Consider the following 16,600-nt stretch of genomic DNA (forward strand, 5'->3'; position numbering starts at 1 on the left):
TCCGAAGATTAATCCGAAGAAAGATGTTGTAGCGACAGTTGAAGATGGTCTGAAAGATCAAAACTCTCTGAACGGCAAGACGGTTAATGTTGGCGATGTGTACAACTTCGAGCTGAATACTTCTTACTTGCCAGCGAAACGTGGTCAGTCTATTGACAAGATTGAAGTGAAGGATACTTATTCACCGCTTGTAGAATACAATGGCGTTCACAAATGGATTGCCAACACAGATATTCTCTTGAAAGATAGCACGAAGATTGCTAAAGGAACTGATCTGACTCAATATGTCAACCAAAATATTGATCATAAGGCTAGAACAGTTGTCTACAGCTTCTCTAATGACTTCTTGAGCAAGATTTCTGATGACAGTGAATTCCAAGCGATCGGTTACATGCAAGTGAAACAGCTTGACTATGGTACAGTAGAGAATACCTTTACAGAAATCGTCAATGATGTTGAGCGCGATTCTAACACAGTTACTGTGGTAACACCTGAAAAACCACAAACACCACCTGAAAAGCCTCAGACACCACCTGAAAAACCACAAACACCTCCAGCTACTCCTACAACTCCAGTAGTTCCAACTACGCCTCAAACTGAATTGCCTGCAACAGGTGAAACAGACCATACAGGAGCAGCAGTGCTTGGTTTAGCGATGGTGGCATCAGCGATGTCAATCCTTGGCTTCAAAAAACGTAAAGAAGAGGAATAATCATAAAGTTCATTCCGCGCTTATACGTAAGAATGTTGAAGCTGATTAAAAGAGGGGACTAATTTGTCCTCTCTTTTTATTGTGGAGAAGTTCTTTGAGAGATTCTAAATACTGTTTTATATGCGCAAAACATTCACTTTTAGCTAGATTCTATAAAGAGATGTCTTTTAAATAACTGTCGCTTTATTAGAAAAAGATTAGAAATATGAAATGTCTAAAGCACTTGTCAAAAGACAGAATTTTTGATATGATAATAGATGTCGTGTAAACGGCAGAAATACTCATTTTAGATGAATTGTGGGTCCGTTGCCTTCGGGTGGTCCTGCGAGCTGAAATCTAAAAGAGGAAAAAAACAAAAAGGAGAATTTACTCATGGCAGTAATTTCAATGAAACAACTTCTTGAGGCTGGTGTTCACTTTGGTCACCAAACTCGTCGCTGGAACCCTAAGATGGCTAAGTACATCTTCACTGAACGTAACGGTATCCACGTTATTGACCTTCAACAAACTGTAAAATACGCTGATCAAGCTTATGACTTCATGCGTGATGCAGCTGCGAATGATGCAGTTATCTTGTTTGTTGGTACTAAAAAGCAAGCTGCTGAAGCTGTAAAAGAAGAAGCAGAACGTGCTGGTCAATACTACATCAACCACCGTTGGTTGGGTGGAACTCTTACAAACTGGACAACTATCCAAAAACGTGTTGCTCGTTTGAAAGAAATCAAACGTATGGAAGAAGAAGGAATCTTTGAAGTTCTTCCTAAGAAAGAAGTAGCACTTTTGAACAAACAACGTGCTCGTCTTGAAAAATTCTTGGGTGGTATTGAAGAAATGCCTCGTATCCCAGATGTAATGTATGTTGTTGACCCTCATAAAGAGCAAATCGCTGTTAAGGAAGCTAAGAAACTTGGTATTCCAGTAGTTGCGATGGTTGACACAAACACTGATCCAGACGATATCGATGTGATTATCCCTGCTAACGACGATGCGATCCGTGCCGTTAAATTGATCACTGCGAAAATGGCTGACGCTGTTATCGAAGGTCGTCAAGGTGAGGACGCTGTAGTAGCTGTTGAAGCAGAATTTGCTGCAACTGAAACGCAAGCAGACTCAATCGAAGAAATCGTTGAAGTTGTAGAAGGCGACAACGCATAATTTTTATAAGTCAATTAACCTAAAGGGGCGGGGCTCAGCCCTGCCCCTTTATTTAAAAATAGTAAACATAGGAGAAGAAAAATGGCAGAAATTACAGCTAAGCTGGTAAAAGAATTGCGCGAAAAATCTGGTGCTGGTGTCATGGATGCTAAGAAAGCATTGGTTGAAGTTGATGGCGACATCGAAAAAGCAATTGAATTGCTTCGCGAAAAAGGTATGGCAAAAGCAGCTAAGAAAGCTGACCGTGTTGCCGCTGAAGGTTTGACGGGTGTGTACGTAGATGGTAACGTTGCAGCAGTTGTTGAAGTTAACGCTGAAACTGACTTCGTTGCGAAAAATGCTCAATTCGTTGAATTGGTAAATACTACAGCTAAAGTAATCGCTGAAGGCAAGCCAGCTAACAACGAAGAAGCATTTGCATTGACAATGCCTTCAGGTGAAACTCTTGAAGCAGCATACGTATCTGCAACTGCTACTATCGGAGAAAAAATCTCATTCCGCCGTTTTGCCTTGATTGAAAAGACAGATGAGCAACACTTTGGTGCTTACCAGCATAACGGTGGCCGTATCGGTGTTATCTCAGTTGTAGATGGCGGTGATGACGCTCTTGCTAAACAATTGTCAATGCACATTGCAGCTATGAAACCAAGTGTTCTTTCATATAAAGAATTGGATGAGCAATTTGTCAAAGATGAATTGGCACAATTGAACCACGCTATCGATCAAGATAACGAAAGCCGTGCTATGGTTAACAAACCAGCCCTTCCACACTTGAAATACGGTTCTAAAGCTCAATTGACTGACGAAGTGATTGCACAAGCTGAGGAAGACATCAAAGCTGAACTCGCAGCTGAAGGTAAACCAGAAAAAATCTGGGACAAGATCATCCCAGGTAAAATGGATCGCTTCTTGCTTGACAACACAAAAGTTGACCAAGCATATACACTTCTTGCACAAGTTTACATTATGGATGACAGCAAGACAGTTGAAGCTTACCTTGAGTCTGTGAATGCAGCAGTGATTGCTTTCGCTCGTTTTGAAGTGGGTGAAGGGATTGAAAAAGCTGCTAATGATTTTGAATCAGAAGTTGCTGCAACTATGGCAGCTGCCCTTGGTCAAAAATAAGAGTAAGAAAAGCATGCAAAATAACACAAGATAGGGCTCTTATTCTGCCCTGTTTTGTGGTGTTTATTAAAAAGCCTCATATGAATCTTTCTAATTATAGCTTTATTGCTTTTAATTAGGTTTAGTTTATAGGAGGCTTTTTCTACACTCGAAAGATGCTATAAATTCTGGGTGGCAAAAGCGCCAAATTCTCATTGAGTAAGTCCAGAGGCTGTTTGCGCCTGTGATGAATTTGCTGCTTAGATAGTTCTGTGATTTGTAACAGAAATTGTTATTAGAGGATGAACGAAAATCAGCTTATTTTTTCCTGTGCTTTACAAGTGTTTTGACTTGTGTACAGGGACTTAAGCCTTCTGAGGCAGGATGATGTAAGCGTTACACTTTTTGTTGTAATATTGGCATTTTTTTGTTACTATATATGTAATTGCGGAATTTTATTCGCTAAGGCTTTTAAAGGTAAAGATCTGTAGCGATTGAGAGCAGAGTTGTTTTAGTAAAGACGGCTGGGCTATTTTGTATAAAAATTTAATTAGGGAAAGTGTAGGACCTACTCTATGGTGTTTATTGACTTAGAGTATAAAAAACCGAAAAAAAAGAAAAAGACTAAAAAGAAGAGAGATTATTACTTGGTTCTGCTAGTCTTGTTGAAATGGTTAGCAGAGTTTGTCTATTTTGTTGGAATTGTGTTTGTTGCCGGAACGGCACTCCTACTTCTGACGCATAATATTCTCGGTATTCCTTTAAATTATATCCATATTGTTTCCTTGGTTGGATCATTTGCTTATATGTTGATAGGTTTTCTGGTGACAAATAGCTTTGAGAACATTACGATAGCAAGCAATTATTTTAAAATTTTATCCGCCTTGGGCTACTTGTCCGTGATTAGTTATTTTGATAATCGGCTATTTGTTTTTCTAAAAGATCCAGTTATTGACTTGTATTTGGCTGCACCGTTTCTACTGGCAATTATCTATAAGAGATATTATAGAAAGCTGGTCTATCGAGCGGTCTTTAAAAAGCAACAGTCTGTTTCTTTTTATAGTCAGTACTCCAATACGGATGAAATTAAAGATTCAATGATGAAAGCTGTCCGTGATACTGTCAAAGAGAAGCATCAGCGTAATGTTGAAGTTGTTGGGAAAAATTTTAGACAGGACGCTAAGGGAAATGTTGTGGGGATTTTTAAAATAGTATTAGCACGTAAGCTACTTGGTGCTTCCAAACCAAAACTAATGCTGATCACTTTGAGATTTAATCTGAATAATAATGAATAGGAGTTTTGAATCATGTCAGAAATTGAAAAACCGATTTTAACTGTTGGACAAGACCAGTTCTTGAAGGGCAAATCTTTTGATACATATAAGAAAAAACTGGAAGTTTTATCGAGAGCGTACAGTGCCAATGCTATGAAAACCATTAATGGTTTTTCTCTTGATTCAGAGGATCAGTACAGAGCCTTGTTTGAAGCTGTTTTTTCAGGAGTTTGGGAAGTTGATACAGGTATGCGCTATGTCAACATCACTCAGAGTTTGGGTCTGCCGAGCTTCTTAGTTTGCCGACGAGACGAATTTGGTGATTATGTACGTGGTGCTGATGGACATATTGCTTGGGATATTGTTTCGGATCTAGATGGAGCCGAGCTTTTTACAGAGGATCAAATCAAAGTTCTTGTTCCGAAAGAATTTTGCAATCCAGTCTTTATCGTTCGTGAGTTAGATGCTCGCAAGCAATGGGGCACGAAGCAATCATTCAGCGCAAGTGCTGCTATCGATGATGTTGAGGAAGATGAGTTGGCAGCACAAATTGAAGCTGCTCCGTTCTCAGATCCTGAGCCAGTAGTTAGACCGCGTCCGGAAGTAAAGTCTGAGCCCGTTGCTAAATCACAAGGTTCGGTAAGTTCTCAGCCAGCTGTTAAGCCGCGTCCAGAAGTAAAGTCTGAGTCAGTCGTTAAGCCGCGTCCAGAAGTAAAGTCTGAGCCAGTGGTTAAGTCACGTCCAGTGATAAAATCTGAGCCGATTGTTAAACCGCGTCCAGCAGCAAAAGCAGAAGCTAATAAAAAAGATTATACAAAAGAGTCACTCAAGATTATCAATGCAACGATTGATAGCTTCGAATAAACATCTTACCTATATAATAGTAAGGGAAATAACTGTGACTCACCAGTAATGAGGATGAGTGCTGAATTCCGGTTGCCAAAGAGAACAGTCTGTTCTCTTTTTTAGTGTATTTACTAGACTACAGTGTTGCTTCGGTCGTTTCCCTATAAATATCTGTTTTAGGATAACTGTTAGTTTTTGGGGAAAACAGAACTCAGTTTGGGAAGTTACGCTTTTGTAATTTTTGTATACTTTTTTTGCATATTATTTGAATTATTCTCATAGCAAAAGTATAATATATAATATGGAAGTATTCTGTTTTTTTGGGAGGCAAAGTAAAGTCTTGCCAAAGGGGAATGAACTCTTCTAAAATATTCAACATTTTAGTTTTGTATCATTAAATTCAAGTTTGCTTAATAGTTTAGGTAAACTGAGTTAATAAATAGATATACCTAAGGAAGGAAGGAATAGTGAAAAGTTTTAAAATTTATAAGGGCAAACACGATAAATTTTCTTTGAGAAAGAAAAATGTTGGGCTTGTTTCGATTGCAATAGCCAGTCTGGCTGTATACGGGTTGGCTATTGGCGCGCCGACTGTTCAAGCGGATGAGAACAGTAGTGTGAGCGCTGTGTCAACAGAGAATGGTACGGCTCCAGCTTCGACTGACACAACTGCGGCAGCAGGCTTGACTTCGGAGGTATCAACTCCAAGTTCTTCAGTTTCAACAACTGAAGCACCAGTATCAGAAGGGACTTCAGTAGTCGCTGAAAATAATAGTTCTCAAACACCTGCGGCAGTGTCAGAGAATGCCGCTCCAGCTTCAGGAGCAACAGTAGTAGAAAAAACTGAAACTCCAGCACAAACTACTGGGCAGCCAGACGAGAAAGTATCAGTTCCGACAACCAGCTCAGTGACAGAAAGCACAAACAAGGTATCTGCGGATACTTCAACCTCTGCAGCAGTTGCAAAAGAAAATTCAGTTTCTGACGAGTCTAAGCCAATCGAACAGTCAACTAATGCGCAGTCTTATTCTGCCTTTCGTTCGGCAGGTGCGGTGCGTACTCGTAGAAGTGTCGCAGAAGCTTCTTCACATATTTCAAACTTTTCCGTAACTGTTACGACAAAAGATGGAACAAGTATGAATCCTGGAGATGAAAAGGTTTTGTCAAATCAAGAAATAGCTTTTGACCAAATTCATATGAAGTTTACGCTTACTCAAGATGGTACGTTAAATGCTGGTTCAAAGATTCGTATTCCAGTTAAATTGACAAATAACGCGTATGGTGCCTATTATTCAAATCTTGGTTCTGGAACAGAAGAACCAATAAATGGAGTTGGAACAATTAAATTTGATTATTCTAACCCAAATAATCTGGCTTATGTAATCACTTTAAATAATAACTTTTCAGGACAAAAGATTGTTGAAATTACCCAAAAAGCAGCGACTATTGGGAAATTTACAGCAAAATCAAGTTATGAAAATATTATTTTAGAAATAAATGGCAATAAGTTTACTTTTAAACCAACGCCAAGAACATTTGAGAAAGCACAGGCGCCTTTTGCTGTTTATAATAGTGCAAGTAGCGATAGAGCAAATTCAATAAAAATAGGCACTTCAACTGGGGACGCAAATTATTATAATAATTTATTGTCAAGCGATGGTACCAACTCTGGACAAACAGGAATTCCAAATGGTGATATCATTTCTGTCCATCATATAAAACCAGGTAATGGGTCAAAAATTGTTAGTATCAAACCAGACCTTAAAAGATATACTTCTACTTTAGCAATTAGTGAGGATGGAAAATATCTTGTTAAAGGAGATACTTCAACTTCTATTAGCATCAATTCAGATCCAGATAACAAATTAATTGAACTGCCAGCAAATTCAACTGATGAAGAGATTGTTAAAGCATTAAAACAAGCAGGTAAAAATTCTTCGGTTGTTATTGATAATGGAGATGGGACCTACACAGTTGCTATTAATTTAGGAAAAATGACAGGAAATGGTGCTACTACCTATCATGATATTTGGCCAACTGACGACTATGCTCAAATGGGCGATAAGTATCAAGAAATTAATAGAACAGAAGAGGTTAACAGAAAAGTTAGTAGTATTTTAAAAAATGCTAACGTTATTCAAGGTACAGGTCATTCAACTCGGATTACTTTTGCGGATTCATCAATTGAAAATGCTCTAGGTGAAGGGTCTAAGAGTTTTAGTTATAGTGTTGATGACAATGGTACTATAAAAAAGATAAAAGAGGAAAAGCTTTCTGCGAAAACAACTCCATCCATTGCGCGTGCTGTCGGTCAAAAGAAGATCACCATACACTATGTTGACACAAATGGTAAGGAGTTAGAAACTCGAGACTTTAAGTATGGCTATCCAGCAGGAGCAATGGCCCCCCAAACACCTGATTATCAAGCTGGTCCAAAAACAATTTCAGGCTATACTCTTGTAACTGCTGATACAGCAATTAATGGGTATGGCTCACAATTAAAAGAAGCCAAGCCGATTCCATTCATCAATGAGGATCAAAACTTTTACTATGTGTACTCACCCAAACAATCCTATGCCAAAGTCAAATACATTGACGACGATGCTAAAGGAGAAAAAGTTCTTGAAACAAAAGAACTGACTGGTGCATATAATACTACTGATCCATATAAAACAGCTGAAACAATCAAAAAGTACACAGATAAAAACTATGAACTCGTTTCAGATGATTATCCACCAGCTGGTGTGACCTATACTGATGATCCTCAAACCTTTGAGGTTCACTTACGTCACAAGACAGCTCCAGAAGTTGAAACTAAAACTGTCAAAGAAACGATTCAATATGTCTATGAGAATGGCAGCGAAGCAGCTACTCCTAAAGTTCAAAACCTAGACTTTAATCGGACCAACACCAAGGATCTGGTAACCAATGATATTGTCAGTGAGGGTACTTGGTCTCCATCAACAGCTACCTTCCCAGCGGTAACCTCTCCTGTGATTGCAGGATACACAGCGGACCTTCCAACTGTTGATGCAGTTGCGAACATCAGTGCTACCAGCAGTGATGTGGAACGTAAGGTCGTGTACAAGGCGAATGAACAGAAACTGACTTATACGGTGATTAATGAGACAACAGGTCAGACGCTGGAAGATAAAGTTTTGTTGGAAAAAGGTGTCTCCAACGGGGCTGTGTCAGGGCAAGCGCAAACGACTTACGATGCTGTTGTAGCAGGCTATTTAGCCCAAAACTATGAGTTGGTTTCTCAGGAAGCGCTACCGAATCAATTTGACACCAATGATACGGTTGATCAGAATGTCACTATTCGTCTGCGTCATAAAACAACCTCAGTAGCAGAAGAAAAGACGGTTAAGGAAACTATCCATTATATTTATGATGGCGGTGCCACAGCAGCTCCAGACCACACTAGTAGCTTAAAATTCACCAGAACAGCAACAACTGACCTTGTTACAAATGTTACAACTGGTGATTGGACAGCGGAAAATGGAACAAGTTTTGTGGCCGTAACATCACCAACAATCAAAGGTTACACTCCAGATTTAGCGGAGGTTCCAGCGGTTGACAATATTACGGCTAACAGTGCCAATATCGAAAAGACAGTTGTTTACAAAGCTAATCCAGCTAGTGCAAAGGTCACTTACATTGATGACACAACAGGCGAAACGCTTGAAACGAAGGATTTGAATGGACTTTATGGTCAGACTGATCCATATCAAACAGCTACCACTATTAAGAAATATACTGATCAAAATTATGAACTTGTTTCAGATAATTATCCAGCAAATGGTGTGACTTACAATGAAACTCTTCAAACCTTTGAAGTTCATCTACGTCATAAGATAGATTTAGTTCAAGACTTTAGGACTGTCAGGGAGACTATCAAGTATGTTTACGAAGATAACACAGAGGCAGCGGATACGAAGGTTCAGATTCTGGACTTTACCCGGCTTATCAAAAAGGATCGGGTGACTAATAAGATTGTCTATAAGGATTCTTGGATCCCGTCTACCGGAACCTTCCCAGAGGTAGTTTCTCCAAAGATTGATGGTTATACACCAGATAAGGCAACTGTAGCAGCCGTTGAACAGATTACGGGAGATAGCGCAGATATTGAAGAAACGGTTACCTATAAAGCAGATAAGCAAAAAGTAACCTATACCATCATTGACGACACTGCTCAAAAAACGCTGAAAGATAAGGAAGTACTTACCAGCGGAGGCTCTGATACTCCTCTTTCAGCTAGTGCCCGAGAAAAATATGATTTAATGGTGAATGCTTATCTAGCTCAAGGTTATGAATTGGTTTCGAAAGACCAGCTTCCAGCTAAGTTCGACCTTGATAGTAACCACGATCAAAATGTGGTTGTTCACTTGAAGCATGGTACAACTGATATCCAAGAAAGCAAGTCTGTAAACTTGACTGTTCGTTACCATGGTGCTGGCGGACAAACACCAGCAGATAAGGTGCAAACAGCCACTTGGACTCGTACAGTAACAAAAGATAAAATCACAGGTACAGAAGTTTCTGCCACAGCTTGGACAAGCGACAAAGCAAACTATGATGCTGTTCCGTCTCCAATGATTCCTGGTTATAGCGTGGATATTGCAACGGTTCCAGCAGAAACCGTTACTCAAGAGAATATTGTTAAGGATGTATATTACACAATCCAAACGCAAAAAGTTACTTACACAGTTGTAGATGAGACAACCGGTCAGACTCTGGAAAATCAAGTTGAATTGACAACAGGCGAGTCTGGTGCTGCTCTTCCAGCTGCAGCACAAACGAAATACGACACCGTAGTCGCAGGCTACTTAACACAAGGTTACGAAGTGGCTTCTAAGGATGAATTGCCAGCCCAATTTGACACCGACAGCAGCGTGGACCAAAATGTAGTGATTCGCTTGAAACACGGCACAACTGAATCTCAAGCAAGCAAGTCCGTGAACCTGACCGTTCGTTACCATGGTGCAGGCAGCCAAACTCCAGCTGACCAAGTACAAACAGCGACTTGGACTCGTACCGTGACGACAGACAAGGTGACTGGCCAACCAGTTTCTGCCACAGTTTGGACAAGTGACAAAGCCAACTATGACGCTGTGCCGTCACCAGTGATTCCAGGTTACAGCGTAGATATTGATACAGTTCCATCTGAAGCAGTTACCCAAGAGAATATTGTCAAGGATGTGCATTACACAATCCAAACGCAAAAAGTGACGTACACAGTTGTAGATGAGATAACAGGTCAGACACTGGAACATCAAGTTGAATTGACCACCGGTGATTCAGGTGCAGCTCTGCCAGGAGCAGCGCAAACGAAATACGACACCGTAGTCGCAGGCTACTTAGCACAAGGTTACGAAGTGGTTGCCAAGGATGAATTGCCAGCTCAATTTGACACCGATAGCAGTGTGGACCAAAACGTAGTGATTCGCTTGAAACACAAAGTATCAACTTCTACAGAAACTAAGACTGTAACTCAAACGATTAACTACGTCTACGAAGAAGATAACACACCAGCTGCTCCAGAGAAGAAATCTACCTTGACTTTCTCTAGAGAAATACAAACAGATGAAGTAACAAAGAATACTACACCAGGGGCTTGGACACCATCTACTGGAACCTTCCCAGAGGTAGTTTCTCCAACTGTTGATGGTTACACCCCAGATAAGGCTAAAGTTGACGCAGAAAACGTAACTGCTAATCAGGATGATATCACCGTTACGGTTAAATACAAGGCAGACAAGCAAAAAGTAACCTATACCATCATTGATGATACAACTAATACCACTTTGGAAGATAAGAAAGAGCTTACAAGTGGGAACTCTGACACTCCTCTTCCAAATGACACAGAAGCTAAGTATGATTCAATCGTGGATGCTTATCTAGCCCAAGGTTATGAATTGGTTTCAAAAGATCCGCTTCCAGCTAAGTTCGACCTTGATAGTAGCTATGATCAAAATGTTGTTGTCCATGTGAAACACGGCACAACTGATATCCAAGAAAGCAAGTCTGTGAACCTGACTGTTCGTTACCATGGTGCAGGAGGGCAAACTCCAGCTGACCAAGTACAAACAGCGACTTGGACTCGTACCGTGACGACAGACAAGGTGACTGGCCAACCAGTTTCTGCCACAGTTTGGACAAGTGACAAAACCAACTATGACGCTGTGCCGTCACCAGTGATTCCAGGTTACACTGTGGATGTTGCGACCGTTCCGTCAGAAGCAGTTACCCAAGAAAACATTGTCAAGGATGTGCATTATACTGCTCAAAACCAAAAGGTTACTTACACAGTTGTAGATGAGACAACTGGTCAGACACTGGAGCATCAAGTTGAATTGACCACCGGTGATTCAGGTGCAGCTCTGCCAGCAGCAGCGCAAACGAAATACGATACCGTAGTCGCAGGCTACTTGGCAAAAGGTTATGAAGTGGCTTCTCAGGACGCTCTGCCAAGTCAATTCGACACCGACAGCAGTGTGGATCAAAATGTAGTCATTCGCTTGAAACACAAAACCGTTTCAGTCGAAGAAACAAAACAAGTAAGCATGACTGTTCGTTACCATGGTGCAGGCAGCCAAACACCAGCTGATCAAGTGCAGACAGCAACTTGGACTCGTACCGTGACGACAGACAAGGTGACTGGCCAACCAGTTTCTGCCACAGTTTGGACAAGTGATAAAGCCAACTATGACGCAGTGCCGTCACCAGTGATTCCAGGTTACACTGTGGATGTTGCGACCGTTCCGTCAGAAGCAGTTACCCAAGAAAACATTGTCAAGGATGTGCACTACACAATCCAAACGCAAAAAGTGACGTACACGGTAGTAGATGAGACAACAGGTCAGACTCTGGAAAACCAAGTTGAATTGACAACAGGTGAGTCAGGTGCAGCTCTTCCGGCCGCAGCTCAAACGAAATACGACACCGTAGTTGCAGGCTACTTGGCACAAGGTTACGAAGTAGCTTCTCAGGACGCTCTGCCAAGTCAATTCGACACCGACAGCAGTGTAGATCAAAACGTAGTGATTCGCTTGAAACACGGCACAACTGAATCCCAAGAAAGCAAGAATGTAAACTTGACTGTTCGTTACCATGGTGCAGGAGGGCAAACCCCAGCTGACCAAGTACAAACAGCGACTTGGACTCGTACCGTGACGACAGACAAGGTGACTGGCAATCAAGTTTCTGCCACAGCTTGGACAAGCGATAAAGCTAACTATAACGCAGTTCCATCACCAGTGATTCCAGGTTACACTGTGGATGTTGCGACCGTTCCGTCAGAAGCAGTTACCCAAGAAAATATTGTTAAGGACGTGTATTACAGCGCAGTGCCGACAACTCCAGAGGTTCCTGATACTCCGGTTAAGCCAGAGCCTCCAGTGACACCGCTCGCTCCAACACAACCAAAATCGCCAACAACTCCAGCACCAGTTCTTCCACGTACAGGTGAGGATACTGAGAATGCGAAAGTTATGACGGCAGCAGGAATAGGGGCGCTATTGACGCTGATTGGTATTGGAACTCGCCGTAAAAAAGAAGATTGAGATCTCTAATCCATTCTTTTTGGCTAATAGGTAATAAATTCTAGCACCGAGAGAGAACGCAAGTTCTCTCTTTTTTATATCTTTTGTTTAAATGTCATTAAGACATAGTTGAGTTTAGTCGAAAACAAGTCTTTACCACTTAGTTCTCATATTTGCAGCATCATAGTCGTAAGGGTTGATTTGATTCTTACACCAATTGTTTAAAAATGACAATTATAAACAAACAAAAAAGAAAATGATATAATTTTTATAAAAAAATATCAACCTTCTTTTGTTTATATCGGAAAAATATAGTATAATAAGGGAAAGATAACTGTTTGAAAACTTCAGAAGCAGCAGCTCGACTGTTTTCTTTATCTATAAGCGAGCTGGTAGCTTCGACTACATGCGGAACAGTCATTAAAGGAGAATTGTTATGAAAGAAAGCCGTCAAAGAATTATTTTGCAAGAGCTTGATCAGTCAGGCGTTGTCTCGGTAAAGAACTTGAAAGAATTGCTCCATGTCACGGATATGACTATTCGGCGCGATTTGATTGATTTGGAAAAGCAGGGCTTGCTGACTAGAGTCCATGGTGGGGCACATAAAAAGGTTCGAGATGGTCTCAACGAGGTGTCTCACTCGGAAAAAACCATGCTGAACATTGAAGAAAAGAAGACTATTGCCCAAAAATGTGCAGGACTAATTGTCAATGGCGATACTGTTTTTATTGGTTCTGGGACGACTACAGACTTTATTGGCGACTATCTGGACGGTAAAGATATCAGCATTGTCACCAATTCCCTACCCATTTTTGAGAAGTTGAAGGACAATCCGAATTTTGATTTGATTCTAATTGGCGGGCGATACCGAGTTAAAACCCAGACTTTTGTCGGTCAGTTTGCCAATAATCTTTTGCGGGAAATTAAGGTTTCCAAAGCCTTTATCGGGGTGAATGGTATTGATGGCTACAATGTAACCACAGCCAACGAAGAAGAAGGAAATGGGAATGCCATTATTCTCAATAATGCGATTGAAAAATATATCGTTGCTGACAACAGCAAGTTTGACAGCTACTCCTTCTATACTTTTTACCGCTTGGATAATATAGATGCGGTGATAACGGATGAAAATCTCTCACCCAAAGTTAGAGAGAAGTACAATTCCTATACCAGCCTTTTGTAAAGGGGCTTAGATTAGCCTCTTTAGTAGTTTCTCTACGAAAATAAACGTCACGATTCTGTGACGTTTGTTTTTTATATAAGAAACCTGAAGCAAGTGTTGTAAATTACTTGTTAAATCACAACACCCAATAGACATATCTTTTGTCATCAAACAATAAAGTCTGAATTCAAACAGAATATGCAAACAAATAATATAAAAAAAACACAATAAACCATTGACATCATTATATCATAATGATATAATGAATTAACAAACAAAAAGAAACAAGGTGAGGTGGTCTAATGGAACTTGCTCAATTGTTTGATAAAGAGTTGATTTTTTGCCTAACTGCAGAGAGTCAAGAAGAGCTTTTTCATCAAGTGGCGGATTTACTGGAAGAAAGAAAAATCGTAAAGTCTTCCTATCGTGAAGCGCTTCTGGATAGGGAAAAGTCATTTCCGACGGGATTGGATATGGAGTTTTTAGGTAAAGATTTGCCAAATGTGGCCATTCCTCATACAGATATTGAGCACAACTTAACTGAAAATGTGGTGGTCGCGAAGCTAGACCGATCAGTGACTTTTCATAATATGATTGCTCCTGCACAGACCGTTGAAGTGTCGCTCTTGTTCTTCATTATCAACCATTCGAGCTCGAGTCAAACTAATATTTTAGCACAGCTGATGGATTTCTTCACTAGTGATGGAAATTTAGCTGGTTTAGCTCATTTAAACTCTGAGGAAGAGTTGTTTCAATATATTTCAAATGTCATTAAATAAATAAATCGGAGGATTTTATTATGATTAAAATTTTAGCAGCCTGCGGAGCAGGGGTAAACTCAAGCCACCAAATCAAAAGTGCCCTTGAGGAAGAGTTGTCAAACCGCGGTTACGATGTTCATTGTGATGCGGTCATGGTCAAGGATGTTAACGAAGACCTGATGCAAGGTTATGACATCTTTACACCGATTGCAGCGACTGATTTAGGATTCACACCAGAAATTCCAGTGATTGAAGCAGGCCCAATTCTTTTTAGAATTCCAGCTATGAGTGCGCCGGTCTATGATAATATCGAAGCGGCTATTAAAGAACATGGCTTAAGTTAAAGGATTAAAATAAAAATAAATCGGGAGGTTTTTTATGAATGCTATCATTGATATAGCGAATAAGTTCTTCGATCCCATTATCAAAATGGGTGGCCCAATTGTCATGTTGATTATCTTGACAGTTCTTGCACTTTTATTTGGCGTGAAATTTTCCAAAGCGCTGGAGGGTGGGATTAAGCTGGCCATCGCTTTGACTGGTATCGGAGCTATCATCGGCATGCTGAATGGAGCTTTCTCAGCTTCGCTCGCAAAATTCGTTGAAAACACAGGGATTCAGCTTAATATCACGGATGTTGGATGGGCTCCTTTGGCAACGATTACTTGGGGTTCTCCATGGACCTTGTACTTCTTGCTCATCATGCTGATTGTCAATGTCGTGATGTTGGCTCTGAAGAAAACAGACACTCTGGATGTCGATATCTTTGACATTTGGCATTTGTCTATCACTGGCTTGCTTATCAAGTGGTATGCGGATAACAATCATGTCAGTCCGGCTGTATCATTGCTGATTGCGACGGCGGCGGTTGTCTTGGTCGGTGTTTTGAAAATCATCAACTCAGACTTGATGAAGCCTACCTTTGATGATCTGCTGAATGCACCAAGTTCTTCTCCGATGACTTCTACTCACATGAACTATATGATGAACCCTGTCATCATGGTTTTGGATAAGATTTTTGATAAATTCTTCCCTTGGTTGGACAAATATGACTTCGATGCTGCAGCCTTGAACAAGAAAATCGGTTTCTGGGGTTCTAAATTCTTTATCGGTTTCCTTCTCGGTGTGGTCATCGGTATCATGGGAACTCCGCATCCAGTAGCAGGTGTAGAAGATGGTGATACCTGGCAATTAGTCATCAAAGGATGGTTGTCTCTTGGTTTGACTGCTGGTGTCTGCTTGGAACTCTTCTCTTTGATTGGTTCTTGGTTTATCGCCGCTGTAGAGCCTTTGTCACAAGGGATTACAAACGTTGCAACCAAACGTTTGCAAGGTCGTAAATTTAATATCGGTTTGGACTGGCCGTTTATCGCTGGTCGTGCAGAAATCTGGGCCTGCGCTAACGTGCTTGCTCCAATCATGCTGATCGAAGCAGTTTTGCTTTCTAAAGTAGGAAATGGTATCCTGCCACTGGCTGGTATCATTGCAATGGGTGTGACGCCAGCTCTCTTGGTAGTCACTCGTGGTAAATTGCTTCGTATGATTGTCTTTGGAAGTCTCTTGTTGCCGCTCTTCCTGCTCTCAGGTACACTCATTGCGCCATTTGCAACAGAACTTGCTAAAGGTGTAGGTGCCTTCCCTGAAGGAGTGAGCCAATCTCAATTGATTACTCACTCTACACTAGAAGGACCGATTGAAAAGCTGTTGGGCTGGACTATCGGTAATACCACAACTGGTGATATTAAAGCAATCATTGGTGCCGTTATCTTCCTCGGTGCTTATGTTGGAATCTTTGCTTGGTACAGAAAGCAAATGATCAAACGGAATGCAGAATATGCAGCAAATAAAAAATAAAACTATGCTGCTAGGGATGAAGTTTCCTTGCTATGAGTCATAAAACAGAGAAATATACTATATTGTAAAACGAATAAAATCAGGCTTTGCTTCTAGAAGAGGCAAAGCCTAGTTTTTTAAATGGACTCTTTTCTACCATTTGTCAAGTCTGTCAAGGCTTTAAGTGAAAAATGAGATAAGACAGTAGC

10 protein-coding genes are annotated in these 16,600 nt (G+C 40.7%); all 10 read left to right on the plus strand.

What is annotated here, in order from left to right:
• On the plus strand, positions 1-712 hold a 712-nt coding region (locus SSIN_RS11020; protein ID WP_037615886.1), incomplete at its 5' end, for an LPXTG cell wall anchor domain-containing protein.
• Between the two features lie 372 nt (positions 713-1,084).
• On the plus strand, positions 1,085-1,867 hold the full coding sequence (gene rpsB, locus SSIN_RS03570; RefSeq protein WP_037615888.1) for a 30S ribosomal protein S2: 783 nt from the start codon (positions 1,085-1,087) through the stop codon (positions 1,865-1,867).
• Positions 1,868-1,948: 81 nt separating this feature from the next.
• Positions 1,949-2,992, plus strand: a complete 1,044-nt coding sequence (gene tsf / locus SSIN_RS03575) for a translation elongation factor Ts (protein ID WP_037615891.1) — start codon at positions 1,949-1,951, stop codon at positions 2,990-2,992.
• A 554-nt stretch (positions 2,993-3,546) separates the two neighbouring features.
• Entirely contained in the window at positions 3,547-4,266 is a 720-nt protein-coding gene (locus SSIN_RS03580; RefSeq protein ID WP_052076755.1) for a hypothetical protein, read from the plus strand.
• 12 nt (positions 4,267-4,278) lie between these two features.
• On the plus strand, positions 4,279-5,109 hold the full coding sequence (locus SSIN_RS03585) for a hypothetical protein (protein ID WP_037615894.1): 831 nt from the start codon (positions 4,279-4,281) through the stop codon (positions 5,107-5,109).
• Positions 5,110-5,558: 449 nt separating this feature from the next.
• Positions 5,559-12,656: a mucin-binding protein gene (locus SSIN_RS03595; RefSeq protein ID WP_084578616.1), complete on the plus strand. Its 7,098-nt coding sequence runs from the start codon at positions 5,559-5,561 to the stop codon at positions 12,654-12,656.
• A gap of 415 nt (positions 12,657-13,071) precedes the next feature.
• Complete coding sequence (locus SSIN_RS03600) at positions 13,072-13,818, plus strand: DeoR/GlpR family DNA-binding transcription regulator (protein WP_037615897.1); 747 nt, start codon at positions 13,072-13,074, stop codon at positions 13,816-13,818.
• Between the two features lie 281 nt (positions 13,819-14,099).
• The gene (locus SSIN_RS03605) at positions 14,100-14,576 is read left to right on the plus strand and encodes a PTS sugar transporter subunit IIA (RefSeq protein WP_037615900.1); all 477 of its coding nucleotides are present in this window, start codon (positions 14,100-14,102) and stop codon (positions 14,574-14,576) included.
• A 20-nt stretch (positions 14,577-14,596) separates the two neighbouring features.
• Positions 14,597-14,902: a PTS sugar transporter subunit IIB gene (locus SSIN_RS03610; RefSeq protein ID WP_037615903.1), complete on the plus strand. Its 306-nt coding sequence runs from the start codon at positions 14,597-14,599 to the stop codon at positions 14,900-14,902.
• Positions 14,903-14,936: 34 nt separating this feature from the next.
• Complete coding sequence (locus SSIN_RS03615) at positions 14,937-16,412, plus strand: PTS galactitol transporter subunit IIC (protein WP_037615905.1); 1,476 nt, start codon at positions 14,937-14,939, stop codon at positions 16,410-16,412.
• Positions 16,413-16,600 lie beyond the last annotated feature (188 nt).

The sequence above is a fragment of the Streptococcus sinensis genome (assembly GCF_000767835.1).
Lineage (GTDB): Bacteria > Bacillota > Bacilli > Lactobacillales > Streptococcaceae > Streptococcus > Streptococcus sinensis.

What these genes read in the sequence shown, in the direction of transcription:
- SSIN_RS03610 (WP_037615903.1), top strand. Translation starts at nt 14,597, where the DNA reads ATGATTAAAATTTTAGCAGCCTGCGGAGCAGGGGTAAACTCAAGCCAC.
- SSIN_RS03580 (WP_052076755.1), top strand. Translation starts at nt 3,547, where the DNA reads ATGGTGTTTATTGACTTAGAGTATAAAAAACCGAAAAAAAAGAAAAAG.
- SSIN_RS03585 (WP_037615894.1), top strand. Translation starts at nt 4,279, where the DNA reads ATGTCAGAAATTGAAAAACCGATTTTAACTGTTGGACAAGACCAGTTC.
- rpsB (WP_037615888.1), top strand. Translation starts at nt 1,085, where the DNA reads ATGGCAGTAATTTCAATGAAACAACTTCTTGAGGCTGGTGTTCACTTT.
- SSIN_RS03605 (WP_037615900.1), top strand. Translation starts at nt 14,100, where the DNA reads ATGGAACTTGCTCAATTGTTTGATAAAGAGTTGATTTTTTGCCTAACT.
- SSIN_RS03615 (WP_037615905.1), top strand. Translation starts at nt 14,937, where the DNA reads ATGAATGCTATCATTGATATAGCGAATAAGTTCTTCGATCCCATTATC.
- SSIN_RS03600 (WP_037615897.1), top strand. Translation starts at nt 13,072, where the DNA reads ATGAAAGAAAGCCGTCAAAGAATTATTTTGCAAGAGCTTGATCAGTCA.
- tsf (WP_037615891.1), top strand. Translation starts at nt 1,949, where the DNA reads ATGGCAGAAATTACAGCTAAGCTGGTAAAAGAATTGCGCGAAAAATCT.